Consider the following 25,093-nt stretch of genomic DNA (forward strand, 5'->3'; position numbering starts at 1 on the left):
ATTATGATTGATAGTCCTTTTCGTTTACCACGTTACACGCCTTTTGGTTTAGGTGAGTCTGTTGTCGAGTGGGCAACTGGGCTATCTAAGCTAGACAAACTCTATCAAGATAGACCGGATGAGTTATCTAGCTTTGAATTCATGCATCACACCCTGTCGGCATTGAATATCGACTATTCCGTTTCAGCAGGCGCTACTGATAATATCCCAGAAGAAGGACCTGTAGTCATTGTGGCTAACCACCCGCTTGGCGCAATTGAAGGTGTGATCCTTGCTGATCTCGTAGGATCGGTAAGGAAGGATGTAAAGGTGTTGGCGAATGAGTTGCTCAAGCGACTACCTGAACTGGATGATCTTTTCATCGGAGTCGATGTCTTTAATAGTAAAGAATCGAAACGAACCAACGCTAAAGCCATTAGAGATGCGAATCGTCATTTGGCAGACGGTGGATTGCTGATTGTATTCCCTGCTGGCGAAGTCTCGAGTTACCGTAAAGGGGCAAAAACACTGACAGACATCGCATGGAGCAAATCGGTTGCCAAGTTCGTTAAACGACACCAAGCCACTACGGTTCCTATCTTTATCAATGGTAAAAACAGTGAGCTCTTCTATCAAGCTGGCCGTATCCATCCGTTGTTAAGAACCGCTCTACTCGGCCGTGAACTTCTTAATAAACAAGCGACCACCATCTCTATCTCTATCTCTATTGGCTCATCGATTCCGTATTCGGAGATAAAATCGTTCGAACAAGAGATGGATATCGTCAACTATCTGCGACTCAATACCTATCTGATGAGTCAACAAGATAGTCCTAGCACAGCAGTCCATGCGCCCTCTTTTGACACTCAAGTGATAGCGCCAATCTCACCAGAAGTATTGTCAATCGAGATTAATTCGCTCCCGGAAGAGATGAAACTGCTCGAGCAAGGTGACTTCGAAGTCTACTGCACACCGAGCCAGTCGATCCCCAATTTAATGCGTGAGATTGGTCGAGTCAGAGAGGAGAGCTTCCGTGAAGTCGGTGAAGGGAGCGGGCTTGCCTGTGATTTAGATGAGTATGATCTTTATTACCATCAACTGTTTGTCTGGAACAAAACTAAGGCTGAATTAGTCGGTGCATATCGACTCGGTATGGTCGACAAGTTAATCGCAGAGCATGGGCTTGACCAGCTCTACTCTCGAAGTCTGTTTAACTACAATCAAGAGTTCATTGATACCTTAGACAACAGTATTGAGCTTGGGCGTTCTGTAGTGAGCAAGCCTTATCAAAAGAGCCTTAACTCGCTGTTACTATTATGGAAAGGCATCGCGGCCTTCGTGTATCGTCATCCTCAATACACCCATCTATTCGGCCCAGTCAGTATCAGTAATGATTACAGCCACAATGCTCGTCTGTTGATCGCGACGACCTTATCGATTCACCATTACGATGAGGAAAAAGCGAATTTGGTTTCGCCTTCGTCACCACTCAATACCAGTAATCATGTGTTCTGGCAAAATCACCTGTTATCGTCATTAGCTAGTGTTCCCTTGCTCTCTAAAGTGTTAGCACGTATGGAGCAAGGAAAAGGCCTACCTGTACTACTGCGCCAGTATCTAGGGATGAACGGCAAATTGGTGTGCTTCAACGTCGACCCATCATTTAATGATGCTTTAGATGGTTTGATTGTCGTTAACCTTAAAAAAGTACCCTTGAAAACCCTAGGTAAGTACATGGGCAGAGAACTCGCTCAAGACTATCTAGAGCAACACGCTCGACGCTGATTTAGCTCACTCTGTACCTATACTCAAATAAGTGCGATGATTTCGGCACTTATTTGGGTTAGGTTATTTCCATGCACACCTCTTTTATCGAACAACTACAAAGCTTCGACTTCTCTGAAAGTCAGATTGAATCTCTATTGGCTGTCGCGAAACCGCTTGAGCTACCAACCAGACACATCCTGATCAATCAAGGTGAGATGGCGAGTTCAATCTACTTTGTACTTGAGGGCTTGTGCCACGCTTGTTATCTCACTAATGACGGTAAGCAATACAGCAAAGAGTTCTACTGGGAGCAAGACTGGATCATCGGTTTTGAGAGTCTGATAAAAAGCCAAGCTTCCCCTTACCTGTTAGAAACACTCACACCCATCACAATGTTAGAACTGCCAATGAATGCGGTTATCGAGTGGCGGGCATCAAACAACCCTCTGTATTTAAAGTTGTTAGAAACTCAGCTCATGCATAAGGAAAACAAAGAACGCTTTATGCTGCTCTATACTCCAGAGCAACGCTATCAGCTTTTCTGCGAACATTATCCCGACCTTGAACAGCGCTTGAACGACAATCAAATTGCGGCCTACTTAGGAATAACCGCGATCAGCCTGAGCAGAATTAAAGGTCGAATTAACAATAGTTAATGCCAACAATCATCGCGCATAGTACATTCAGAGCATCGATAACCTCTGGATGTAAACATGATCACTTGGCACTCAATTCCCTTCTCTGAACTTTCAACACAACAGCTTTACCAACTACTTAAATTACGAGTAGATGTATTCGTCGTTGAGCAAAATTGCCCTTATCCAGAGCTCGACGGTAAAGATATAATCGCAGGTGTTGAACACTTGCTTGGCTATGCTGACGCAGAGCTGGTGGCGTGTGCACGCTTGTTACCACCAGGCACTTCTTACGACAACACTAGTATCGGCCGAGTGGCGACTAAACAATCGGCAAGAGGTGATGGTTTAGGGCATCAATTGATAAAAGAAGCGTTAACACGCTGTGAGGCTCTTTGGCCGAGCACGACTATCGATATCGGCGCGCAACAACACCTAGAGAACTTCTATACGAGCCACGGCTTCAAGACGATCTCTGAGATGTACTTGGAAGACGATATTCCCCACGTCGATATGAGATTAGAGAAGTAATGTCGAATGTCACTGTCGGTATCCTATTACTAATTGCAGGTAACTTGTTTGCCTCACTTTCGGACGTAGCGGTAAAACTATTGAATGGCGAAGTGCCAGCCCTTCAGTATATTTTTTTCCGACAGTTGATATCTCTGCTCATCATCACCCCTTTGTGGCTACAGCAGAAAAAAGAACAACGACGCTTACAGCAAGCCAAAGTGACCATCATACGTGGACAGCTGATATTAATTGGCAGTGGATGTATGGTCGTCGCAATTACCCATCTATCTTTGGCCACCGCTAACGCTGTATTTTACGTCGCACCCTTGTTGATGTTGCCTCTCTCAATGTTTTTACTCAAAGAGCAACCCGCACTGGGTAAGGTGATAGCAACAACCATCGGCTTCGTTGGCGCACTGATTGTCTTAAGGCCATCACAATTTCATGGGGCAGCACTGTTTGCATTAGGCACAGCGTTGACGCTCGCTCTGTTCAATGTATTGGTGCGAAAGCTCCCTAGTGAGCAATCTGTAGTCACGACGCTGTGGTGGACAACGTTATTCTCTATTCCAGCATCATTAGTACTGTGCTTCCTATACTGGCAACCGGTATCTGCGGAGCATTTGGGATACATAGTACTCAGCGCAACACTCATATTGAGCTATAACGGCCTTGCTGTTTCCGCCTATCAGAAAGCGCATTCTAGTCAAATCGCCTTAGCTGAATATTCAGGCTTAGTGTTTGTCGCGCTAATAGGCGCAATATGGTTCGATGAGATACCAGATACGTTAACTTTTATCGGTATTATGCTGATCATCTTGCCACTCGCCCCTTTCAAGCGACCAAAAAAAAGAGCTAACACTTAGCTCTTTTCTATCGTCTATCTATGTCTACTAAAGCGTATAGCTCAAGGTTCTTCGTTAGACCTATTTGCTGCGGCCAAAGCCACCGTCAGACAAACGGAAAAACATCACCGAAGTGTCGCCTTTCTCTAGCTGAAGAATATCCAGCTGCCCAGTTTCGGCTAGCTTGAATCGAACCAGCTGACCTTTTCTGATCTGACTAAGCGGCTTGTCTGAACCTTCAATCCGTACTAACGCATTCAGATCAGACAAGGGCAAATCGTTGTTTCGAAAAACCTGTGCCAACGTATCGCCCTGCTTAACCAGGTACTCCTGCCAGTTGTTGTTACTCGGTTCTGATGAACTGCTCTTGGTATTTTGCTGTTCGCTTAAGCCAACGGTATTTATCTCAAGCTCAACGCGCGATGTGGTTGGGGCAGCGTCTACTTTAGGTTCTGGTAGCGGCACAAAAAGTAAGATTAATACGATCGGTGAAATCACCATCAATAGTCTCTGGTGTAATTTCGGTAACGCCCCCCAAGTTTGTACTGTTGAGGTTTTCATTTTCTTTATATCGATCGAACTTAATTTCTCTTTGACCTGATTCAGTCGATCCTTGAACTCTGCTAAGTGGTCTACTTTCTGTTTTTTCTTTTGACGACGATTCATGCCACTGCGTCCTATACATTGAATAACTACAGTATAAAAACCAAAGTACCAACAGTATAGATCTTTCCGCTACAACAGAGGCCAAAGCAAGAAAATTGACATAGCTGTGATTTGGACACGGTAAAGCGTAAGTGATCAGGGGCTAGCCGTTTATTCAGGCTGCTAATACTGGTATTCTTACCCTTTTCGTACTGACAAAAAGAGTGACTTTTAATGTCTGAAGTAAAATTTGAAACTGTAGAGCAAAAAGCTAGCTACGGTATCGGTCTACAAATGGGCCAACAACTTGCTGGTTCTGGTCTTGAAGGCCTAAACGTTGACGCAATCGCTGCTGGTATCGCAACAGCTCTAGTTGGTGACATGCCAGCTATCGAAGTTGACGAAATCAACAACGCACTACAAGAGCTACACACTCGTGGTGAAGCTGCACGTCAAGAACTAGCTAAAGCTGCAGCTGCTGACGGCGAAGCTTTCCTATCTGACAACGCTCTTCGTTCAGAAGTAACAGTTCTTGAGTCTGGTCTTCAGTACGAAGTACTAACTGAAGGTACTGGCGAAATCCCTACTGCAGACAAGCAAGTACGTGTTCACTACCACGGCGAACTAACTGACGGTACTGTTTTCGACAGCTCTGTATCTCGCGGTCAACCTGCTGAATTCCCAGTAACTGGCGTAATTCAAGGTTGGGTACAAGCTCTACAAATGATGCCTGTTGGCTCTAAGTGGAAGCTATACATCCCTCAAGATCTAGCATACGGTGAGCGTGGCGCAGGTGCTGCAATCCCACCATTTGCTGCTCTAGTCTTTGAAGTAGAACTTCTAGCTATTCTTTAATTTTTATAAAAACCTTTAGTAAAACAAAATACTATAGGCAAATAAAATTGAAATAATCCAACGGCGATGTGACTACATCGCCGTTTTTCGTTTATAGTGAATAGGTCGATTACTTTATTACTTAAGGAAGAATAATGAAGAAAATACTCATCACTATGCTCAGCAGCCTTGCTGTAGTCTCTTGCGCTAGCACGAGCGATTCTGAACAAACCAGCTCATCATCAGATACCAACTATTCCCAACTATCGCAAACTGCCCTGATGGCAGCGGTGAATATGTGGTCTCAACAAAATGAAACAACACCACTTGCTGATACCGTTGCTGACCAAGCGTCTGTAACAAGCGATCAAGCTATTGGTGGAATAGGTTCAATGTTGGCGCTTGCACAAAATTCACTTGGATCTGCCGACAATAAAGAACTCGCATCACTCATTCCTGGGATGTCTTCACTTGAAGCTACTGGCTTATCATCAGTTCTAAGCTCACAAGGTGCTGTAGAAAGTGCTTTTTCAGGATTAGGAATGGATTCTTCAATGATTACAACATTCGCACCAATCATTCTTCAAACACTTCAATCTCAAGGTGCAACCAGTGGATTGATGGATTCGCTTGCAGCTATATGGCAGTAGACAAGAACATCGCGGTTAGCGATTAGCGATTAGCGATTAGTAGAATATTGTAAGGGCACCTCGGTGCTCTTTTTTGTGCGTGGAGGAAAATGGATTTGAGATACGAGATACGAGATACGAGATACGAGATACGAGATACGAGATACGAGATACGAGATACAGATACGAGATACGAGATACGAGATACGAATGATACGAGATACGAGATACGAGATACGAGATACGAGATACGAGATACGAGATATTTTTGAATAGTGAAGCAGAGAAGGCAAGAATAAATGCCAAACATCGTGGTGCAAGTTTCAACCTTTAAAGACGCAAAGTCCAGATACAAAAAAGCCGAGCTAATGCTCGGCTTTTGTATTAAGAATCTAGTATAGATTACTCAGCTGCTTCTTCAGCAGCTGGGCGGTCTACAAGCTCAATGTAAGCCATTGGAGCTTTATCACCAGTACGGAAACCACATTTAAGAATGCGAGTGTAACCACCTTGGCGAGCCGCGAAACGCGGGCCTAGTTCATTAAATAGTTTTGCCACAACTTCGTTATCACGAGTGCGAGCAAATGCAAGACGACGGTTAGCAACACTGTCTGTCTTAGCTAGGGTAATCAACGGCTCAATTACGCGACGTAGTTCTTTTGCTTTAGGCACGGTAGTTTTAATAACTTCGTGACGAACAAGAGAGCTAGCCATGTTGCTGAACATCGCTTTGCGATGACTGCTGTTGCGGTTGAGTTGACGACCACTTTTACGATGGCGCATGACCTAATCCTTCTAACTTTTCGATTAATCTTCAGCGATTGACGCTGGTGGCCAGTTTTCTAGGCGCATGCCTAGAGAAAGACCACGTGAAGCAAGCACATCTTTAATCTCTGTAAGAGATTTCTTACCAAGGTTTGGCGTTTTAAGTAGCTCAACCTCAGTGCGCTGTACAAGATCACCGATGTAGTGAATCGCTTCTGCTTTCAAACAGTTAGCAGAGCGAACTGTTAGTTCAAGATCGTCTACAGGACGCAGTAGGATAGGATCGAATTCTGGCTTCTCTTCCTTCTCCTCAGGTACACGTACATCACGAAGATCTACGAACGCATCCAATTGTTCAGCTAAAATAGTAGCTGCACGACGGATTGCTTCCTCAGGTTCAAGAGTACCGTTCGTTTCCATATCGATAACAAGCTTGTCTAAGTCAGTACGTTGTTCTACACGTGCCGCTTCTACAGCGTAGGCGATTTTATCGACCGGGCTGTAAGTAGCGTCAACAAGTAGACGACCGATTGGACGCTCATCTTCTTCAGTATGGATACGAGCTGAAGCTGGAACGTAACCACGACCACGTTCAACTTTGATACGCATAGCGATCTCAGCGTTGTCATCCGTTAGGTGACAAATAACGTGCTCAGGGTTAGCGATCTCTACATCACCATCGTGGGTGATGTCACCTGCAACAACAGGGCCTGAGCCTGATTTGTTCAGTGTAATAAACACTTCATCTTTGCCTTCAGCAACGCGTACAGCCAAACCTTTAAGATTTAGAAGGATTTCTAGGATATCTTCCTGAACGCCTTCTTTAGTGCTGTATTCGTGTAGCACACCTTCGATTTCAACTTCTGTTACGGCACAACCCGGCATAGAAGATAGAAGAATGCGGCGAAGAGCATTACCTAGAGTGTGGCCGAAACCGCGCTCTAATGGCTCAAGAGTTACTTTCGCGTGTGTCGTATTGATCTGTTCAATGTCAACAAGACGCGGCTTAAGAAATTCTGTTACAGAACCCTGCATTGTGTCCTCTCTTTTTTTAACCTTACTTAGAGTAAAGTTCGACGATCAAGTGTTCATTGATGTCAGCTGATAGGTCAGAACGCTCAGGCATACGCTTGAATGTACCTTCCATCTTGCTAGCATCTACTTCAATCCAAGTTGGCTTTTCACGTTGTTCAGCAACTTCTAGAGCCGCTTTAATACGAGATTGCTGTTTAGCTTTCTCGCGGATAGAAACAACGTCGTTTGCCGCTACTTTGAAAGAAGGAACGTTTACAACTTTACCGTTAACTAGAATAGACTTGTGGCTAACTAGTTGACGAGATTCAGCACGAGTAGCGCCAAAGCCCATACGGTAAACTACGTTATCAAGACGACCTTCAAGAAGCTGAAGCAGGTTTGCACCTGTGTTGCCTTTAAGACGTGCAGCTTCTTTGTAGTAGTTGCGGAATTGTTTTTCTAGAACGCCGTAGATACGACGAACTTTTTGCTTCTCACGAAGCTGAACGCCATACTCAGATAGACGACCGCGACGAGCGCCGTGTACACCTGGTGCGTTATCAATTTTACACTTGGTATCGATCGCACGGACACCAGACTTAAGGAATAAGTCAGTACCTTCGCGACGGCTAAGCTTCAGCTTAGGACCCAAATATCTTGCCATGATCTTTCTCCAATATTCCTAGAAACGAAACTTAAACGCGACGTTTCTTAGGTGGACGACAACCGTTATGAGGGATTGGTGTCGCATCAACAATGTTAGTGATACGGAAACCAGCAGCGTTCAGTGCACGAACAGTAGATTCGCGACCTGGACCTGGACCCTTAACCATAACTTCCAAGTTCTTTAGGCCATATTCTTTAGCCATTTCACCACAACGCTCAGCTGCAACTTGTGCTGCGAACGGAGTAGATTTACGAGAACCACGGAAACCTGAACCACCAGCTGTAGCCCATGCAAGAGCGTTGCCTTGACGGTCAGTGATAGTTACGATTGTGTTGTTGAAAGAAGCATGGATGTGCGCTACGCCATCAGCTACTTGCTTGCGTACGCGCTTACGCGCGCGAGTTGGTTGTTTTGCCATTGTACTCTACCTTATCCGACTATTTCTTGATCGGCTTGCGCGGACCCTTACGGGTGCGAGCGTTGGTTTTAGTACGCTGTCCACGTAGTGGTAGACTGCGACGATGACGAAGACCGCGGTAACAGCCAAGGTCCATAAGACGCTTGATGTTCATCGATACTTCACGACGTAGATCACCTTCTACAGTGTACTTAGCTACACCATCACGCAGTTGATCGATCTGCTCTTCAGTTAGTTCACTGATCTTAGCATCTTCAGCAATACCCACTTCAGCTAGAATAGCTTGAGAGCGAGTTTTACCGATACCGTAAATTGCAGTAAGTGCAATTACAGAATGCTTATGATCAGGAATGTTAATGCCGGCTATACGGGCCATTATTCACTCCTAAGGGGTTCATAAAAGAATTATCCGCAGCAAAGCCCGTGATGGATACGCTGCGGCATACTACTTCTTTTGCACGCAAAAGGTAGGCCGAGGAATATACTCGACTCTACCTTGTATTTCAAGTAAAAATTTCTGCTAATTAGCCTTGGCGTTGCTTATGCTTTGGCTCACTGCAAATCACGCGAACGACACCGTTACGCTTGATAACTTTACAGTTACGGCAGATTTTTTTAACGGAAGCACGAACTTTCATTGCTAAACTCCGTAATGGAATCTAAATGCTACAACCGGATTAACGGCCGTAACCTTTAAGATTCGCTTTCTTTAACACAGAATCATACTGTTGTGACATCAGATGAGTCTGTACCTGTGCCATGAAATCCATGATAACAACCACTACGATTAGTAGGGATGTGCCGCCAAAGTAGAAACGAACGTTCCACGCGACCATCATGAACTCAGGAATCAGACATATAAAAGTAATGTATAGAGCACCCGCAAGGGTTAGTCTAGTCATCACTTTATCGATATATTTCGCTGTCTGCTCACCTGGGCGGATACCGGGTACGAATGCACCAGACTTCTTCAAGTTATCAGCTGTTTCACGTGGGTTAAACACCAACGCTGTATAGAAGAAACAGAAGAAGATTATAGCTGCTGCATAAAGCATTACATACAAAGGTTGACCTGGGCTAAGAGCTAATGACACGTCAGTTAACCAACCGAACGCGCTGCTTTCACCATTTTGACCAAACCATTGCGCTAATGTTCCTGGGAACAAAATAATACTTGATGCAAAAATCGCTGGTATAACACCTGCCATATTAATCTTAAGTGGCAAGTGAGAACTTTGTGCTGCAAACACTTTACGACCTTGTTGACGCTTCGCATAGTTAACGACAATACGACGTTGACCACGCTCCATGAAAACTACGAAGTAAATTACAGCAAAAGACAATACCGCGATAAACAACAGAAGAAGCACATGCAATTCACCTTGACGCGCTTGCTCGATTGTTTGACCGATTGCAGAAGGCAATCCAGCAACAATACCTGCAAAAATCAGAATGGAAATACCATTACCGATTCCTCGCTCAGTGATTTGTTCACCTAACCACATCAAAAACATGGTACCAGTTACTAAACTCACGGTAGCAATAAGCGTAAACATGGTTTGGTTGATAACAACCAGATTGTCGACCATGTTTGGTAAGCCTGTTGCGATACCAATAGCTTGGAATGTTGCAAGTACAAGCGTGCCGTAGCGTGTATATTGGCTTATCTTACGACGGCCTGCTTCACCCTCTTTCTTGAGTTCCGCTAACGCTGGATGAACTACAGTTAGCAATTGGACTACGATCGATGCCGAAATGTACGGCATGATACCCAATGCTAATATAGATGCACGCTCAAGAGCACCACCGGAGAACATGTTAAACATTTCTACGATGGTACCTTTTTGCTGATCGAACAAATCGGCAAGTACAGCTGCGTCAATACCAGGGATCGGCACAAAAGAGCCGGCTCGGAATACTAAAAGTGCACCAATTACGAATAACAAGCGCGACTTTAATTCACTTAAGCCGCTCTGAGCACTACGAAAATCTTTTCCTGGTTTCTTAGCCATCTGTACCTCGTTCCTCGAGATTATTCCTCGATTTTACCGCCTGCAGCTTCGATTGCAGCTTTAGCGCCTTTAGTCACGCGTAGACCTTTAACAGTCACAGCTTTGCTTAGGTCACCAGAAAGAACGATCTTAACAAACTCGATGTTCTTAGTGATAACGTTAGCAGCTTTAAGGCTGTTAAGATCAACTACGTCACCTGTTACTTTCGCTAGCTCAGCTAGACGAACTTCAGCAGACACTAGGCTCTTACGAGAAGTGAAACCGAATTTAGGTAGACGTTGTTTTAGAGGCATTTGACCGCCTTCAAAACCTGGACGAACAGAGCCGCCAGAACGTGACTTTTGACCTTTGTGACCGCGGCCACCTGTTTTACCAAGGCCAGAACCGATACCACGACCTACACGCTTCTTAGAAGGTTTAGAGCCAGCAGCCGGTGATAGAGTATTCAAACGCATTCTGATTACTCCTCAATCTTAACCATGTAGTAAACCTTGTTGATCATACCGCGTACGCACGGTGTATCTTCAAGTTCTACTGTATGGTTGATGCGACGAAGACCTAGACCTTTAAGACACGCTTTGTGCTTAGGTAGGCGACCAATTGAGCTTTTAGTTTGAGTTACTTTAATAGTTGCCATCGTGTTCTTACTCCGAAATAGATTCAACAGTTAGACCACGTTTAGCAGCAACCATTTCTGGTGACTTAACGTCTACTAGAGCACCAATCGTTGCGCGAACAACGTTGATTGGGTTCGTTGAACCGTATGCTTTAGAAAGTACGTTATGTACGCCTGCAACTTCAAGTACGGCACGCATTGCACCACCGGCAATAACACCTGTACCTTCAGCAGCTGGCTGCATGTAAACTTTAGAGCCCGAATGACGACCTTTCACCGGGTGGTGAAGAGTGCCTTCGTTAAGCGCAACAGTAACCATGTTACGACGCGCTTTTTCCATTGCTTTTTGAATCGCAGCAGGTACTTCACGAGCTTTGCCGTAACCGAAACCTACGCGACCATTACCGTCACCAACTACTGTTAGTGCAGTGAAGCTCATGATTCGACCACCTTTAACCGTCTTAGATACACGGTTAACAGCGATCAGCTTTTCTTGCAAATCATTAGCTTGTTGTTGTTCTTTAGCCATCTTCCAACCCTACCTTAGAATTTCAGACCAGCTTCGCGAGCAGAATCTGCTAGCGCCGCTACTCGACCGTGGTATTGGAAACCAGAACGATCAAATGCAACTGTAGCTACGCCTTTTTCAAGAGCGCGCTCAGCAACAGCTTTACCAACTGCTTTAGCTGCATCAACGTTACCAGTGTTCTTAACTTGCTCACGGATCGCTTTTTCTACAGTAGAAGCAGCTGCGATAACCTCAGAGCCGTTTGCCGAGATAACTTGAGCGTAAACATGGCGAGGAGTACGGTGTACTACCAAGCGAGTTGCGCCAAGTTCTGCAATCTTACGACGTGCACGTGTAGCACGACGGATGCGAGATGCTTTCTTATCCATAGTGATACCTTACTTCTTCTTAGCTTCTTTAGTACGCACATTTTCATCTGCGTAACGAACACCTTTACCTTTATAAGGTTCAGGAGCACGGTAAGAACGAATGTCAGCCGCAACTTGACCTACTACTTGCTTATCGCAACCAGTAATGATGATCTCAGTTTGGCTAGGGCACTCAGCTTTAATACCTTCAGGTAGAGCGTGCTCTACTGGGTGAGAAAAACCAAGAGTTAGAGCTACAGTATTGCCTTTCATAGCAGCACGGTAACCAACACCCTTAAGAGTTAGCTTCTTAGTGAAGCCCTCAGTAACACCCACAACCATGTTATTAACTAGAGCGCGAGCTGTACCAGCCTGTGCCCATGCGTTAGTAACGCCTTCTTTCGGACCGAAAGTAAGCTTGGTTTCTTCCTGTGCAATAACTACGGCGCTGTTAAGAACGCGAGTAAGCTCACCTTTGCTACCTTTTACAGTAACTTCTTGGCCGTTTAGTTTCACCTCTACGCCAGCTGGAATAGCGACAGGTGCTTTAGCAACACGAGACATAATCTACTCCTTAAGCTACGTAACAGATGATTTCACCGCCAAGACCTGCTTTACGAGCAGCACGGTCAGACATCAGACCCTTGGAAGTAGAAACAACTGCAATACCAAGACCACCCATCACTGTAGGTAAAGAGTCTTTATTCTTATAAACTCTTAGACCAGGACGTGATACACGCTTGATTTGCTCGATTACAGGTTTAGCTTGGAAGTACTTAAGAGTAACTTCTAGCTCAGGTTTTGCTTCGCCGTCAACAGCGAAGTCTACGATGTAACCTTCAGCTTTAAGTAATGCAGCAATTGCAACTTTAAGCTTTGAAGAAGGCATTTTTACAGCAACTTTGTTTGCTGCCTGACCGTTGCGAACGCGGGTCAGCATATCCGAAATCGGATCTTGCATGCTCATAAGATTTACTCCAAATGATTAAGTGGCAATTACCAGCTAGCCTTACGAAGACCCGGAATCTCGCCTTTCATGCAAGCTTCGCGAACCTTAATACGGCTTAGACCGAATTTACGTAGGTAACCGTGTGGACGACCAGTTTGGTTGCAACGGTTGCGCTGACGTGATGCACTTGAATCACGTGGAAGAGATTGCAGTTTAAGAACCGCATTCCAACGATCTTCTTCAGATGCGTTTACATCGCTAATGATAACTTTTAGCGCAGAACGCTTTTCAGCGAACTTAACTACTAGTTTTGCACGTTTAGCTTCACGTGCTTTCATTGATTGTTTAGCCATAACAGTAACCCTACCCTTACTTACGGAATGGGAAGTTAAAGGCAGCCAGCAGAGCTCGGCCTTCCTCATCGGATCCCGCAGATGTCGTGATAGTAATATCAAGACCGCGGACACGATCGACTTTATCGTAGTCGATTTCCGGAAAGATGATTTGCTCGCGAACGCCCATGCTGTAGTTACCGCGTCCGTCAAAAGACTTAGCGCTAACACCACGGAAATCACGTACACGTGGAAGTGCGATAGAGATTAAACGCTCTAAAAATTCCCACATGCGCTCACCACGCAAGGTTACTTTACAACCGATTGGGTAGCCTTCACGAATTTTGAAACCAGCTACAGATTTACGCGCTTTAGTGATAAGTGGCTTTTGACCAGAGATCGTTGCCATATCAGCTGCTGCGTTTTCTAGCAGTTTCTTATCGTTGATTGCTTCACCAACGCCCATGTTTAGGGTGATTTTCTCAATCCTAGGGACTTGCATGACGCTTGTGTAGCTGAACTCTTTGGTAAGCTCAGCGACTACAGACGACTTGTAGTAATCATGCAGTTTCGCCATAGTAGAACTCCAAATTACTTCTAATTAGTTAGAAACAGTTTCGCCGTTAGATTTGAAGAAACGAACTTTCTTGCCATCTTCGATACGGAAACCGATACGGTCTGCTTTACCAGTAGCCGTGTTAAAAACTGCAACGTTAGAAGCATCAATAGCTGCTTCTTGTTCAACGATGCCACCTTGTTGACCTAGAGCCGGAACCGGCTTTTGGTGTTTTTTAACAAGATTGATGCCTTCAACAACAACTTTACCAGTTGTCAGAACCTTAGTTACTTTACCTTTCTTGCCTTTATCTTTACCAGCAAGAATGATTACTTCGTCATTACGACGGATTTTAGCTGCCATGTTGCCGCTCCTTACAGAACTTCAGGTGCTAGTGATACAATCTTCATGAATTTCGCGTTACGAAGTTCACGAGTCACAGGACCAAAGATACGTGTGCCGACTGGTTGCTCAGTAGTGTCATTTAACAATACACAAGCATTACTGTCGAAGCGAATGACAGAACCGTCTGGGCGACGAACGCCTTTACGGGTGCGCACTACTACCGCCTTCAGAACATCACCTTTCTTTACTTTACCGCGAGGAATCGCTTCCTTCACTGTAACCTTGATGACGTCACCGATATGTGCATAACGGCGGTGAGAGCCACCCAGAACCTTAATACACATTACCTTGCGCGCGCCAGAGTTATCTGCTGCGTCAAGTGTACTTTGCATCTGGATCATTGTTAGTGCTCCGCTAAATATTAAAACTAGACCCTCTCGGGTCGGGCTGCCTCTTTAAAAGGGACGCGAATTGTACCACCCTTTTTTTAAATTGGGTAGACAAAAAACAAGCGGCTCCAAAAAATTATTTGGAGCCGCTTTAAGTTATAGAATTACAAAGATTAAATCTTCGCTTTTTCTAGAACTTTAACCAATGTCCAAGACTTAGTCTTAGACAGAGGACGACACTCAGCGATTTCAACTTTGTCGCCTAGGCCACAAGTGTTGTCTTCGTCGTGTGCGTGTACTTTAGTCGTGCGTTTGATGAACTTACCGTAAATTGGGTGTTTTACAGTACGCTCAATAGCAACAACGATAGACTTGTCCATCTTGTCACTTACTACACGGCCTTGCTGGATGCGGTTAGTTTCGCTCATTATGCGCCTGCCTTTTCAGTCAAAACAGTTTTCACACGTGCGATGTCACGGCGTACAGCTTTTAGAGTATGAGTTTGCTGTAGTTGACCAGTTGCAGCTTGCATGCGCAAGTTAAACTGTTCACGTAGCAAATTCAATAGCTCAGCGTTAAGCTCTTCAACGTTCTTTTCGCGTAGATCTTGTGCTTTCATCACATCACCTGCTTAGTTACAAAAGTAGTTTTAACAGGCAGTTTACGTGCCGCTAGGCGGAACGCTTCACGTGCCAACTCTTCAGGTACGCCATTCATCTCGTACATAACTTTGCCTGGTTGGATTTGAGCAACCCAGTACGCAACTGAACCTTTACCTTTACCTTGACGAACTTCAAGAGGCTTTTCAGTAATCGGTTTGTCTGGGAACACACGGATCCAGATTTGACCTTGACGCTTAATGTGACGTGTCATAGCACGACGTGCCGCTTCGATTTGACGTGCAGTCAGACGACCACGGCCAACAGCTTTAAGACCGAATTCGCCGAAGCTCACTTCAGTACCTTTAGCTAGACCACGGTTACGACCAGTCATAACCTTGCGGAACTTAGTACGTTTTGGTTGTAGCATCGTTCGACTCCTTACTTACGGCCTTTACGCTGCTTCTTAGGCTTATCGCCTTTAGGCTCTACTGCGTTAGCAGCTGGCATACCGCCTAGAATCTCACCTTTGAAGATCCAAACTTTAATGCCGATCACACCGTATTGAGTGTGAGCCGAAGAAGTTGCGTAATCAATGTCTGCACGTAGAGTGTGTAGAGGCACACGGCCTTCACGGTACCACTCTGAACGTGCGATTTCAGCGCCGCCAAGACGGCCGCCTACTTGTACTTTGATGCCTTTAGCGCCTAGACGCATAGCATTTTGTACCGCACGCTTCATTGCACGACGGAACATAACACGACGCTCTAGTTGAGACGCGATGCTATCAGCTACAAGCTGACCATCTAACTCAGGTTTACGTACTTCAGCGATGTTAATCTGCGCTGGTACACCTGCGATTTTAGCTACAGCTGCACGTAGTTTCTCTACGTCTTCACCTTTCTTACCGATAACAACGCCAGGGCGAGCAGTGTGAATAGTCACACGGATGCTCTTAGCTGGACGCTCGATAACGATACGAGATAATGATGCTTTTTGTAGTTCCTTAGTAAGGAACTGACGTACCTTGAAGTCGCCGTCTAGGTTGTCAGCGAATTCGTTGGTATTAGCAAACCATGTAGCATTCCAAGGCTTAACGATGCCAAGACGAATACCATTAGGATGTACTTTCTGACCCATTGCTTAATCTCCTAGTCTTTAGCGATCTGCTACAACAATAGTGATGTGGCTTGAACGCTTCAAGATACGATCCGCACGACCTTTAGCACGAGGCATAATGCGCTTCATGATAGGGCCCTCATCTACGAAGATTTTAGCGACATTTAGATCGTCGATATCTGCACCTTCGTTATGTTCCGCGTTAGCGATAGCTGACTCAAGAACTTTCTTAACTAGTACAGCAGCTTTTTTGTTGCTGAAAGTTAGAATTTCTAGAGCCTGGTCTACCGACTTACCGCGAATTTGGTCTGCAACTAAGCGAGCTTTCTGTGGAGAAATACGAGCAAAGTTATGTTTAGCTAAAGCTTCCATCATCTACTCCTTATTTCTTCTTAGCTTTCTTATCTGCAGCATGACCGCGATAAGTACGAGTTGGTGCAAATTCGCCCAGTTTGTGACCGATCATTTCTTCGGTAACGAAAACTGGAACGTGCTGACGACCATTATGGACAGCGATGGTCAAACCAATCATTGTTGGGATGATCATTGAGCGACGGGACCAAGTCTTAATAGGCTTTTTGTCTCCGCTTTCCACCGCTTTCTCTACCTTCTTCAGCAAGTGTAGGTCAATAAAAGGACCTTTCTTGAGAGAACGTGGCATGGCGATTCCTCTTTATAGATTATTTATTACGACGACGTACGATGTACTTGTCAGTGCGTTTGTTCTTACGAGTCTTGAAGCCCTTAGTAGGAACGCCCCAAGGAGAAACTGGGTGACGACCACCAGATGTGCGGCCTTCACCACCACCATGTGGGTGATCCACCGGGTTCATTACTACACCACGTACGGTTGGACGTACGCCGCGCCAGCGTGAAGCACCAGCTTTACCAAGTTCACGTAGCATATGCTCAGAGTTACCAACTTCACCGATCGTTGCACGACCTTCAGAAAGTACTTTGCGCATCTCACCAGAACGTAGACGGATAGTTACGTATGCACCATCGCGAGCGATGATTTGTACATATGCACCAGCCGAACGAGCTAGTTGAGCACCTTTACCAGGCTTAAGTTCAACACAGTGTACAGTAGAACCTACTGGGATGTTGCGCATCGGCAGAGTGTTACCTGCTTTGATTGGCGCATCAGAACCAGATTGAATCTGGTCACCTGCGTTAACACCTTTAGGTGCAATGATGTAACGACGCTCACCGTCTGCGTACAGAACTAGAGCGATGTTAGCACTACGGTTTGGATCGTATTCTAAACGCTCAACTTTCGCTGGGATACCGTCTTTAGTACGTTTGAAGTCAATCAAACGGTAATGGTGCTTATGACCACCACCGATGTGACGTACTGTGATACGACCGTTGTTGTTACGACCACCGTTCTTAGAGTTTTTCTCTAGAAGTGGTGCGTATGGCTTACCCTTGTGCAGGTCAGCGTTAACAACTTTAACGACGTGACGACGACCAGGGGAAGTCGGCTTACATTTAACAATAGCCATTTTTACTACTCCTGTTATTCCGCGCCGCCAACGAAGTCAAGATCTTGACCTTCTTTCAAAGTAACGTAGGCTTTTTTCACGTCTGAACGACGGCCTTCACGCATACCTTGACGTTTGGTCTTACCCTTTTGTACAAGAGTATTTACTGACTTAACTTCAACTTCAAATAGCTTTTCTACAGCTGCTTTGATCTCTTTCTTAGTTGCATCTTTAGCTACTTTGAAAACGATAGTGTTCGCTTTCTCAGCCGCCATAGTTGCTTTTTCAGAGATGTGCGGAGCACGTAGAACTTTTAAGATACGTTCTTCAGTGATCATGCTAGCATCTCCTCAACTTGCTTAACTGCGTCAGCAGTCATTAGAACCTTGTCGAATGCAATTAGAGATACTGGATCAATACCAGCAACGTCACGTGCGTCAACTTTGTACAGGTTACGAGCAGCTAAGAATAGATTTTCATCTACTTCGCCAGTTACAATCAGAACGTCGTTAAGCTGAAGCTCATTAAGCTTAGCTAAAAGTTCTTTTGTTTTTGGTGCTTCTACAGAGAAGTTATCAACAACGATTAGACGCTCTTGACGAATCAACTCAGAAAGAATGCTTTTCATAGCACCGCGGTACATTTTCTTGTTAACTTTTTGGCTGTGATCTTGTGGTTTCGCAGCAAAAGTAACACCACCTGTACGCCAGATTGGGCTACGAATTGTACCAGCACGTGCACGGCCAGTACCTTTTTGGCGCCATGGCTTAGCACCGCCGCCTGATACTTCAGAACGAGTCTTTTGAGCACGAGTACCTTGACGAGCACCTGCTGCATACGCAACAACTACTTGATGTACTAGAGCTTCGTTAAAGTCACGTCCGAAAGTAGTCTCGGAAACAGTTAGTGCATCAGCACCTTTAACCATCAATTCCATTACTTACTCCTAGACGTTATGCTTTAACAGCAGGTTTTACGATCACGTTACCGCCTGTTGAGCCTGGTACTGCACCTTTAATAAGGAGTAGATTGCGCTCAGCGTCAACACGTACGATCTCTAGGTTTTGAGTCGTTACACGCTCAGCACCCATGTGACCTGCCATTTTCTTGCCTTTAAACACGCGGCCTGGAGTTTGACATTGGCCAATTGAACCCGGTGCGCGGTGAGACAAAGAGTTACCGTGAGTCATATCTTGAGTAGAGAAGTTCCAACGCTTGATAGCGCCTTGGAAGCCTTTACCTTTAGATGTACCAGTAACGTCTACTTTTTTAATTTCGTTGAAAAGTTCTACGTTTAGCTCAGCGCCAACTTCAAACTCTTCGCCGTTTTCTAAACGGAATTCCCAAAGACCGCGACCTGCTTCAACACCCGCTTTCGCGAAGTGACCAGCTTCAGGTTTAGTTACACGGTTAGCTTTCTTAGCACCAGTAGTTACTTGGATTGCTGCGTAGCCGTCTGTCTCAAGAGTTTTAACTTGAGAAATACGGTTCGCTTCAACCTCAACAACAGTTACTGGGATAGAAACGCCTTCTTCGGTAAATACGCGGGTCATACCCACTTTACGTCCGACTAGACCAATCATTATTCTTATCTCCCTTAACCTAGGCTGATTTGAACATCAACGCCAGCTGCAAGATCAAGACGCATTAGAGCATCAACAGTTTTATCTGTTGGCTCAACGATGTCGATCAAACGCTTGTGAGTACGAATTTCGTACTGGTCACGTGCATCTTTGTTGACGTGTGGAGAGGTAAGAACAGTGAAACGCTCTTTACGAGTAGGAAGTGGAATAGGACCACGAACCTGTGCGCCAGTACGTTTTGCTGTTTCAACGATTTCCGCAGTTGAAGCATCGATTAACTTGTAATCAAACGCTTTAAGGCGGATACGAATACGTTGGTTCTGCATGAGACAGAGCTCCAATTATTAAAAATTACACAAACAATATCGCCACTCAAGCTCGAAAGAACGAGAGAATGCCGATTGATTTATGTGAAACCGTAGCATCCAAAATCAGGACGCATTGTCAGTTAACTTTTGAAGCAAATACAAGATTTGCTATTTTTATTAACCGCGAACATAAGCTGAGTATACATTACTAGGTAAGACCTACTCCTCAGTGCTCATTGGTTCACAAACCGGCGTTAGCCAGTGCGATGCATTATACAGATCACATTTTGGTATGCAAGTGGCGTTGGAAAAATAATCGGAATTTCTTTGATGGGGGTAATCAACGGTAGTTGAATGACGAAAGTCGAATTACAAAGAACAGGGGGACACTTGGGGAATTGTAAAAACGAAAGGGGTCAGAAAAACAAAAGGGAAGCCGAAGCTTCCCTTTTTTAATGCAGTTCTTCTAATGAAGAGTGTGCAAAATCAATTCGCGATTAAGCGAAGATTTTAGCTACAACACCAGCACCAACTGTACGGCCACCTTCGCGGATTGCGAAACGTAGACCTTCGTCCATTGCGATTGGAGCGATTAGCTCAACAGTCATTTGAACGTTGTCACCTGGCATTACCATTTCTACGCCTTCTGGTAGAGTGATATCGCCTGTTACGTCAGTTGTACGGAAGTAGAACTGTGGACGGTAACCCTTGAAGAAAGGAGTGTGACGGCCGCCTTCGTCTTTAGAAAGTACGTATACTTCAGACTCAAACTTAGTGTGTGGGTTGATTGAACCTTTAGCAGAAAGTACTTGGCCACGTTCAACGTCATCACGCTTAGTACCACGTAGAAGTGCACCAACGTTCTCACCTGCACGACCTTCGTCAAGCAGCTTACGGAACATTTCAACACCAGTACAAGTAGTAAGAGTAGTTTCTTTGATACCAACGATTTCTACTTCGTCACCTACACGTAGGATACCGCGCTCGATACGACCAGTAACTACAGTACCACGACCTTGGATTGAGAATACATCTTCAATAGGTAGTAGGAACGGTAGATCAACAGCACGCTCTGGAAGTGGAATGTAAGAATCTAGTGCTTCTGCAAGCTCAACGATCTTGTCTTCCCACTGCTTTTCGCCGTTTAGAGCGCCAAGTGCAGAACCTTGAATTACTGGAAGGTCGTCTCCTGGGTACTCGTACTCAGAAAGAAGTTCACGAACTTCCATTTCTACTAGCTCAAGTAGCTCTTCGTCATCAACCATGTCACATTTGTTCATGAATACGATGATGTAAGGGATACCAACTTGACGACCAAGTAGGATGTGCTCACGAGTTTGTGGCATAGGGCCATCTGTAGCAGCAACAACTAGGATACCGCCGTCCATTTGAGCAGCACCAGTGATCATGTTTTTAACATAATCGGCGTGTCCAGGACAGTCTACGTGTGCGTAGTGACGTTCAGGAGTATCGTACTCAACGTGAGAAGTTGCGATTGTGATACCGCGCTCGCGCTCTTCTGGAGCGTTATCGATAGATGCGAAATCTTTAGCAACACCGCCGTACACTTTTGCAAGTGTAGTACAGATAGCAGCAGTTAGAGTTGTTTTACCGTGGTCAACGTGGCCGATAGTACCAACGTTTACGTGCGGTTTCGTACGTTCAAATTTTTCTTTAGACACAATCGTGTTCCTTCCTAGTTATGATTCGCCACGTTCATTATTGAGCGAGACGCGCCAGAAATTGCTATTTTATGCGCCAACTCTCGTTAGCGCAATATTTGGACGCATTGATCTTTCAAAAAATGAAAAAAATGCATCCCTTTTGTTTAACCACGCTCTGCAATGATTGCATTAGCAACATTTTTTGGCACTTCAGCGTACTCACTAAACTCCATAGAGTAAGAAGCACGACCTTGTGTCGCAGAACGCAAATCAGTTGCGTAACCGAACATGACAGACAACGGAACTTGTGCACGAATTATCTTCAGGCCAGCTGTCCCCTCGTCCATACCTTCGATGATGCCGCGACGACGGTTAATATCGCCAACAACGTCACCCATCCAGTCTTCTGGAGTAGTTACTTCAACTTTCATCATAGGCTCAAGCAAAACTGGTTGCGCTTCTAGCGCACCCGTTCTGAAAGCCATAGAGGCAGCGATTGTAAACGCCATCTCACTTGAATCTACTTCATGGTAAGAACCATCATATAGTGTAGCTTTGATATCCAAAACTGGATAGCCCGCTAATACACCATTGTTCATTTGCTCTTCAACGCCTTTAGCGACAGAGGTAATGAACTCTTTTGGCACGATACCATTGGCAATTTCATCTACGAAGACAAAGCCTTCACCGGCTTCTGATGGTTCCAGTTTCAGCCACACGTGACCGTACTGTCCTTTACCACCATGTTCGCGGATAAATTTACCTTCAGCTTTCGCTGTACCACGAATGGTTTCACGATAAGCAACTTGCGGATTACCAACGTTGCAGTTCACGCTGAATTCACGTTTCATGCGGTCAACGATGATATCTAAGTGCAGTTCACCCATGCCAGAGATTAGTGTCTGGCCAGTTTCGTCATCCGTTTCAACACGGAACGATGGATCTTCTGCCGCTAGCTTGCCTAACGCGATAGTCATTTTATCTTGATCAGCTTGAGAGCGAGGCTCTACAACGATCTGAATAACTGGATCTGGGAATTCCATACGCTCAAGAACAATTTTATGGTTCTGATCACATAGCGTTTCACCAGTAGTAACATCTTTAAGGCCGATAATGGCTGCGATGTCACCTGCTCGTACTTCTTTTACTTCTTCACGTTTGTTTGAGTGCATTTGAACAATGCGCCCTAAACGTTCACGTTGTTTCTTCACAGAGTTGTAAGCTGTTTTACCGCTTTCAACAACACCAGAGTAAACACGGATGAAAGTTAAAGTACCAACAAATGGGTCTGTTGCAATTTTAAATGCTAGCGCTGAGAACGGTTCTTTGTCGTCCGCGTGACGCTCAATTTCATTCTCGTCATCATCGATACCTTTAATTGCAGGTACATCGACTGGAGAAGGAAGGAAATCAACAACTGCATCTAGAACAGCTTGTACGCCTTTGTTTTTGAAAGCACTACCGCAAGTTGCAAGTACGATTTCATTATTAAGGGTACGAGTACGAAGACCTTGTTTGATTTCAGCTTCTGTCAATTCACCTTCTTCAAGGTACTTATCCATCAGCTCTTCATTAGCTTCTGCAGCAGCTTCAACAAGTTCTATACGATATTCTTCAGCCATTTCTTGCATGTCTGCTGGAATGTCTTCGTACGTAAAAGTCATGCCTTGGTCAGCTTCGTTCCAGTTGATTGCCTTCATCTTGATAAGATCGACAACACCCTGGAAGTTTTCTTCAGCACCAATGTTAAGTTGAATAGGCACAGGAGTCGCACCTAGGCGGTCCTTAATCTGTTCAACTACGCGCAAGAAGTCTGCGCCTGTACGGTCCATTTTGTTAACGAAAACCATACGTGGAACTTGGTACTTATCAGCTTGACGCCATACTGTCTCTGACTGAGGTTCAACACCAGATGAGCCACAGAAAACAACAACTGCACCATCAAGTACACGCAGAGAACGTTCTACTTCGATAGTAAAGTCAACGTGTCCAGGAGTGTCGATGATGTTGATACGGTGGTCAGAATACTGAGCTTCCATACCACGCCAAAACGTAGTAGTTGCTGCTGAAGTGATCGTAATACCGCGCTCTTGCTCTTGCTCCATCCAGTCCATGGTTGCTGCACCATCGTGAACTTCGCCGATTTTGTGAGAAAGACCGGTATAGAACAGAATACGTTCACTTGTGGTTGTTTTACCTGCATCTACGTGAGCAACGATACCGATATTACGGTACTGCTCAATAGGAGTTTTACGAGCCACGGTTGAATCCTCTTATTAGAGACTTAGGGACTATTGCTATGTCTAGATTATGCGTTAAAAGCGATGCTTCGCTAAAAAGCTTTGCCCTAGAAATAGCAATAGTTCCTAGCATAAGCATAGGAACTAAAGAAGTGCTGCAAGGAACCTTGCAGCACTGAAAAGGTATTACCAGCGGTAATGTGCGAACGCTTTGTTTGCGTCAGCCATGCGGTGAACGTCTTCACGTTTCTTAACCGCAGTACCTTTGTTCTCAGACGCGTCTAGCATTTCAGCAGCTAGGCGTTGAGCCATAGATTTTTCACCACGCTTACGCGCAGCTTCAACTACCCAACGCATAGCAAGAGCGTTACGGCGAACCGGACGAACTTCTACAGGTACTTGGTAAGTTGAACCACCCACACGGCGAGATTTAACTTCTACCGCTGGGCGAACATTTTCAAGAGCTTCTTCAAATACAGCTAAGTGATCTTTACCAGATTTCTCAGCCATAGTTTCTAGTGCAGTGTAAACAATCTTCTCTGCAGTAGATTTTTTTCCGTCAACCATAAGGATGTTAACGAATTTTGCCAGCAGTTCAGATTTGAACTTAGGATCTGGAAGGATCTTACGCTGGCCTATTACGCGACGACGTGGCATGGAATTTCTCCGTTGTCTTCTTCAGGTTTTTTCCAAAACTTTTCAGAATAATAAATAAATAGTGTTTGGCCTTACTTAACGCTTTCTTTTAAAAAAAGACGCATTAAGACTTAGGACGTTTCACACCATACTTAGAACGACCTTTCTTACGGTCGTTAACGCCTGCACAGTCAAGTGCACCGCGAACAGTGTGGTAACGCACACCTGGTAAATCTTTAACACGACCACCACGGATAAGAACAACACTGTGTTCTTGAAGGTTATGACCTTCGCCGCCGATGTATGAAGTAACTTCAAAGCCGTTAGTTAGACGAACACGACATACTTTACGTAGTGCTGAGTTCGGTTTTTTTGGAGTAGTAGTATATACGCGAGTACATACACCACGTTTTTGTGGGCACGCTTCTAGTGCAGGCACGTTGCTTTTAACAACCTGCTTTACACGAGGAGTACGTACCAACTGGTTAATAGTTGCCATTAACTAGCTCCTGATTTACTTGAAAGTAAGCTTGATGAAAAATCTAGCCCTATTACACATAGTGTAAATAGGGACGCAAAATTCTATTCAGCAGTGGGATGTGTGTCAAGAAATATACAGATCTTTTTTAGCCGTCTAGAGCTCAGGATGGTCTTTTTTTAACCATGCTGATAAA

General features: G+C 44.9%; 39 protein-coding genes. 6 read left to right on the forward strand and 33 right to left on the reverse strand.

Annotated features, from left to right (window positions below):
- The first annotated feature begins 3 nt into the window (after window positions 1–3).
- The 4 genes from IHV80_RS14560 (at window position 4) to IHV80_RS14575 (ending at window position 3,760) form a co-directional block, all read left to right on the forward strand.
- On the forward strand, window positions 4–1,764 hold the full coding sequence (locus IHV80_RS14560; RefSeq protein WP_192889489.1) for a lysophospholipid acyltransferase family protein: 1,761 nt from the start codon (window positions 4–6) through the stop codon (window positions 1,762–1,764).
- A 71-nt stretch (window positions 1,765–1,835) separates the two neighbouring features.
- Window positions 1,836–2,402, forward strand: a complete 567-nt coding sequence (locus IHV80_RS14565; protein WP_061039609.1) for a Crp/Fnr family transcriptional regulator — start codon at window positions 1,836–1,838, stop codon at window positions 2,400–2,402.
- 57 nt (window positions 2,403–2,459) lie between these two features.
- Complete coding sequence (locus IHV80_RS14570) at window positions 2,460–2,912, forward strand: GNAT family N-acetyltransferase (RefSeq protein ID WP_192889490.1); 453 nt, start codon at window positions 2,460–2,462, stop codon at window positions 2,910–2,912.
- Complete coding sequence (locus IHV80_RS14575) at window positions 2,912–3,760, forward strand: DMT family transporter (RefSeq protein ID WP_192889491.1); 849 nt, start codon at window positions 2,912–2,914, stop codon at window positions 3,758–3,760. Before IHV80_RS14570 ends, IHV80_RS14575 begins: the two co-directional genes overlap by 1 nt.
- Window positions 3,761–3,820: 60 nt before the next feature.
- On the opposite strand, the gene IHV80_RS14580 is transcribed toward IHV80_RS14575, so the two are convergent.
- Window positions 3,821–4,405, reverse strand: coding sequence for a LysM-like peptidoglycan-binding domain-containing protein (locus IHV80_RS14580; protein WP_192889492.1), 585 nt, complete (start codon window positions 4,403–4,405; stop codon window positions 3,821–3,823).
- Between the two features lie 213 nt (window positions 4,406–4,618).
- Here IHV80_RS14580 and IHV80_RS14585 point away from each other — a divergent pair, with 213 nt between their 5' ends.
- Both IHV80_RS14585 and IHV80_RS14590 read left to right on the forward strand, forming a co-directional pair.
- Entirely contained in the window at window positions 4,619–5,239 is a 621-nt protein-coding gene (locus tag IHV80_RS14585) for an FKBP-type peptidyl-prolyl cis-trans isomerase (RefSeq protein ID WP_017107729.1), read from the forward strand.
- A 134-nt stretch (window positions 5,240–5,373) separates the two neighbouring features.
- Entirely contained in the window at window positions 5,374–5,868 is a 495-nt protein-coding gene (locus IHV80_RS14590; protein ID WP_192889493.1) for a DUF2780 domain-containing protein, read from the forward strand.
- A gap of 381 nt (window positions 5,869–6,249) precedes the next feature.
- On the opposite strand, the gene rplQ is transcribed toward IHV80_RS14590, so the two are convergent.
- The 32 genes from rplQ to rpsL all read right to left on the reverse strand — a co-directional run bounded on the left by rplQ (window position 6,250) and on the right by rpsL (window position 24,918).
- Window positions 6,250–6,630 carry a 50S ribosomal protein L17 gene (gene rplQ, locus IHV80_RS14595; protein ID WP_004729812.1) on the reverse strand — a complete coding sequence of 127 codons (381 nt, stop codon included), beginning with the start codon at window positions 6,628–6,630 and terminating at the stop codon, window positions 6,250–6,252.
- Window positions 6,631–6,654: 24 nt separating this feature from the next.
- Window positions 6,655–7,647 carry a DNA-directed RNA polymerase subunit alpha gene (locus IHV80_RS14600; RefSeq protein ID WP_004729813.1) on the reverse strand — a complete coding sequence of 331 codons (993 nt, stop codon included), beginning with the start codon at window positions 7,645–7,647 and terminating at the stop codon, window positions 6,655–6,657.
- Between the two features lie 22 nt (window positions 7,648–7,669).
- Entirely contained in the window at window positions 7,670–8,290 is a 621-nt protein-coding gene (gene rpsD / locus IHV80_RS14605; RefSeq protein ID WP_017076303.1) for a 30S ribosomal protein S4, read from the reverse strand.
- Between the two features lie 31 nt (window positions 8,291–8,321).
- Complete coding sequence (rpsK, locus tag IHV80_RS14610) at window positions 8,322–8,711, reverse strand: 30S ribosomal protein S11 (protein WP_004738778.1); 390 nt, start codon at window positions 8,709–8,711, stop codon at window positions 8,322–8,324.
- Between the two features lie 19 nt (window positions 8,712–8,730).
- Window positions 8,731–9,087, reverse strand: a complete 357-nt coding sequence (gene rpsM / locus IHV80_RS14615) for a 30S ribosomal protein S13 (RefSeq protein WP_004738779.1) — start codon at window positions 9,085–9,087, stop codon at window positions 8,731–8,733.
- A gap of 148 nt (window positions 9,088–9,235) precedes the next feature.
- On the reverse strand, window positions 9,236–9,349 hold the full coding sequence (gene rpmJ / locus IHV80_RS14620; protein WP_000868186.1) for a 50S ribosomal protein L36: 114 nt from the start codon (window positions 9,347–9,349) through the stop codon (window positions 9,236–9,238).
- A gap of 39 nt (window positions 9,350–9,388) precedes the next feature.
- On the reverse strand, window positions 9,389–10,723 hold the full coding sequence (gene secY, locus IHV80_RS14625) for a preprotein translocase subunit SecY (RefSeq protein ID WP_004736759.1): 1,335 nt from the start codon (window positions 10,721–10,723) through the stop codon (window positions 9,389–9,391).
- A gap of 20 nt (window positions 10,724–10,743) precedes the next feature.
- Complete coding sequence (rplO, locus tag IHV80_RS14630) at window positions 10,744–11,178, reverse strand: 50S ribosomal protein L15 (protein ID WP_004736758.1); 435 nt, start codon at window positions 11,176–11,178, stop codon at window positions 10,744–10,746.
- A gap of 5 nt (window positions 11,179–11,183) precedes the next feature.
- Window positions 11,184–11,360, reverse strand: a complete 177-nt coding sequence (gene rpmD, locus IHV80_RS14635; protein ID WP_004736756.1) for a 50S ribosomal protein L30 — start codon at window positions 11,358–11,360, stop codon at window positions 11,184–11,186.
- Between the two features lie 7 nt (window positions 11,361–11,367).
- Complete coding sequence (rpsE, locus tag IHV80_RS14640; RefSeq protein ID WP_004736754.1) at window positions 11,368–11,868, reverse strand: 30S ribosomal protein S5; 501 nt, start codon at window positions 11,866–11,868, stop codon at window positions 11,368–11,370.
- Between the two features lie 14 nt (window positions 11,869–11,882).
- Window positions 11,883–12,236: a 50S ribosomal protein L18 gene (gene rplR, locus IHV80_RS14645; protein ID WP_017104678.1), complete on the reverse strand. Its 354-nt coding sequence runs from the start codon at window positions 12,234–12,236 to the stop codon at window positions 11,883–11,885.
- A gap of 9 nt (window positions 12,237–12,245) precedes the next feature.
- Window positions 12,246–12,779 carry a 50S ribosomal protein L6 gene (rplF, locus tag IHV80_RS14650; RefSeq protein WP_102543631.1) on the reverse strand — a complete coding sequence of 178 codons (534 nt, stop codon included), beginning with the start codon at window positions 12,777–12,779 and terminating at the stop codon, window positions 12,246–12,248.
- Between the two features lie 10 nt (window positions 12,780–12,789).
- Complete coding sequence (rpsH, locus tag IHV80_RS14655) at window positions 12,790–13,182, reverse strand: 30S ribosomal protein S8 (RefSeq protein WP_017104676.1); 393 nt, start codon at window positions 13,180–13,182, stop codon at window positions 12,790–12,792.
- Between the two features lie 29 nt (window positions 13,183–13,211).
- Window positions 13,212–13,517: a 30S ribosomal protein S14 gene (gene rpsN, locus IHV80_RS14660; protein WP_004736747.1), complete on the reverse strand. Its 306-nt coding sequence runs from the start codon at window positions 13,515–13,517 to the stop codon at window positions 13,212–13,214.
- Between the two features lie 16 nt (window positions 13,518–13,533).
- Window positions 13,534–14,073 carry a 50S ribosomal protein L5 gene (gene rplE / locus IHV80_RS14665; RefSeq protein ID WP_004738790.1) on the reverse strand — a complete coding sequence of 180 codons (540 nt, stop codon included), beginning with the start codon at window positions 14,071–14,073 and terminating at the stop codon, window positions 13,534–13,536.
- A 24-nt stretch (window positions 14,074–14,097) separates the two neighbouring features.
- Entirely contained in the window at window positions 14,098–14,415 is a 318-nt protein-coding gene (gene rplX / locus IHV80_RS14670; protein ID WP_017108547.1) for a 50S ribosomal protein L24, read from the reverse strand.
- 11 nt (window positions 14,416–14,426) lie between these two features.
- Window positions 14,427–14,798 (reverse strand): 50S ribosomal protein L14, encoded by a 372-nt coding sequence (rplN, locus tag IHV80_RS14675; RefSeq protein WP_004736740.1) that lies wholly within the window; start codon window positions 14,796–14,798, stop codon window positions 14,427–14,429.
- Window positions 14,799–14,959: 161 nt separating this feature from the next.
- The gene (gene rpsQ / locus IHV80_RS14680) at window positions 14,960–15,214 is read right to left on the reverse strand and encodes a 30S ribosomal protein S17 (protein WP_004736739.1); all 255 of its coding nucleotides are present in this window, start codon (window positions 15,212–15,214) and stop codon (window positions 14,960–14,962) included.
- Window positions 15,214–15,405: a 50S ribosomal protein L29 gene (rpmC, locus tag IHV80_RS14685; RefSeq protein WP_004736737.1), complete on the reverse strand. Its 192-nt coding sequence runs from the start codon at window positions 15,403–15,405 to the stop codon at window positions 15,214–15,216. The genes rpsQ and rpmC overlap by 1 nt, the downstream gene beginning before the upstream one ends.
- Window positions 15,405–15,815, reverse strand: coding sequence for a 50S ribosomal protein L16 (gene rplP / locus IHV80_RS14690; RefSeq protein ID WP_004736736.1), 411 nt, complete (start codon window positions 15,813–15,815; stop codon window positions 15,405–15,407). The genes rpmC and rplP overlap by 1 nt, the downstream gene beginning before the upstream one ends.
- A gap of 11 nt (window positions 15,816–15,826) precedes the next feature.
- Window positions 15,827–16,525 carry a 30S ribosomal protein S3 gene (rpsC, locus tag IHV80_RS14695; protein ID WP_004736734.1) on the reverse strand — a complete coding sequence of 233 codons (699 nt, stop codon included), beginning with the start codon at window positions 16,523–16,525 and terminating at the stop codon, window positions 15,827–15,829.
- Window positions 16,526–16,543: 18 nt separating this feature from the next.
- On the reverse strand, window positions 16,544–16,876 hold the full coding sequence (gene rplV, locus IHV80_RS14700) for a 50S ribosomal protein L22 (RefSeq protein WP_004736732.1): 333 nt from the start codon (window positions 16,874–16,876) through the stop codon (window positions 16,544–16,546).
- A gap of 10 nt (window positions 16,877–16,886) precedes the next feature.
- Entirely contained in the window at window positions 16,887–17,165 is a 279-nt protein-coding gene (gene rpsS, locus IHV80_RS14705; RefSeq protein WP_004736729.1) for a 30S ribosomal protein S19, read from the reverse strand.
- A 19-nt stretch (window positions 17,166–17,184) separates the two neighbouring features.
- Window positions 17,185–18,009, reverse strand: a complete 825-nt coding sequence (gene rplB / locus IHV80_RS14710) for a 50S ribosomal protein L2 (protein WP_017104674.1) — start codon at window positions 18,007–18,009, stop codon at window positions 17,185–17,187.
- A gap of 14 nt (window positions 18,010–18,023) precedes the next feature.
- A complete protein-coding gene (gene rplW, locus IHV80_RS14715) occupies window positions 18,024–18,326 on the reverse strand; it encodes a 50S ribosomal protein L23 (protein ID WP_004738802.1) in 303 nt (100 codons plus the stop codon).
- The gene (gene rplD, locus IHV80_RS14720; RefSeq protein WP_017104673.1) at window positions 18,323–18,925 is read right to left on the reverse strand and encodes a 50S ribosomal protein L4; all 603 of its coding nucleotides are present in this window, start codon (window positions 18,923–18,925) and stop codon (window positions 18,323–18,325) included. The genes rplW and rplD overlap by 4 nt, the downstream gene beginning before the upstream one ends.
- 16 nt (window positions 18,926–18,941) lie before the next feature.
- Window positions 18,942–19,571 carry a 50S ribosomal protein L3 gene (gene rplC / locus IHV80_RS14725; RefSeq protein ID WP_004736763.1) on the reverse strand — a complete coding sequence of 210 codons (630 nt, stop codon included), beginning with the start codon at window positions 19,569–19,571 and terminating at the stop codon, window positions 18,942–18,944.
- A gap of 14 nt (window positions 19,572–19,585) precedes the next feature.
- The gene (rpsJ, locus tag IHV80_RS14730; protein WP_004736761.1) at window positions 19,586–19,897 is read right to left on the reverse strand and encodes a 30S ribosomal protein S10; all 312 of its coding nucleotides are present in this window, start codon (window positions 19,895–19,897) and stop codon (window positions 19,586–19,588) included.
- 479 nt (window positions 19,898–20,376) lie between these two features.
- Window positions 20,377–21,561: an elongation factor Tu gene (gene tuf, locus IHV80_RS14735; RefSeq protein WP_012604914.1), complete on the reverse strand. Its 1,185-nt coding sequence runs from the start codon at window positions 21,559–21,561 to the stop codon at window positions 20,377–20,379.
- Between the two features lie 146 nt (window positions 21,562–21,707).
- Window positions 21,708–23,804, reverse strand: coding sequence for an elongation factor G (gene fusA, locus IHV80_RS14740; protein ID WP_102438515.1), 2,097 nt, complete (start codon window positions 23,802–23,804; stop codon window positions 21,708–21,710).
- Window positions 23,805–23,969: 165 nt separating this feature from the next.
- The gene (rpsG, locus tag IHV80_RS14745; RefSeq protein WP_017073678.1) at window positions 23,970–24,440 is read right to left on the reverse strand and encodes a 30S ribosomal protein S7; all 471 of its coding nucleotides are present in this window, start codon (window positions 24,438–24,440) and stop codon (window positions 23,970–23,972) included.
- Window positions 24,441–24,543: 103 nt separating this feature from the next.
- Window positions 24,544–24,918 carry a 30S ribosomal protein S12 gene (gene rpsL, locus IHV80_RS14750; protein WP_012604917.1) on the reverse strand — a complete coding sequence of 125 codons (375 nt, stop codon included), beginning with the start codon at window positions 24,916–24,918 and terminating at the stop codon, window positions 24,544–24,546.
- Between the last annotated feature and the right edge of the window lie 175 nt (window positions 24,919–25,093).

The organism is Vibrio bathopelagicus (assembly GCF_014879975.1).
In the GTDB taxonomy this organism is placed as follows: domain Bacteria; phylum Pseudomonadota; class Gammaproteobacteria; order Enterobacterales; family Vibrionaceae; genus Vibrio; species Vibrio bathopelagicus.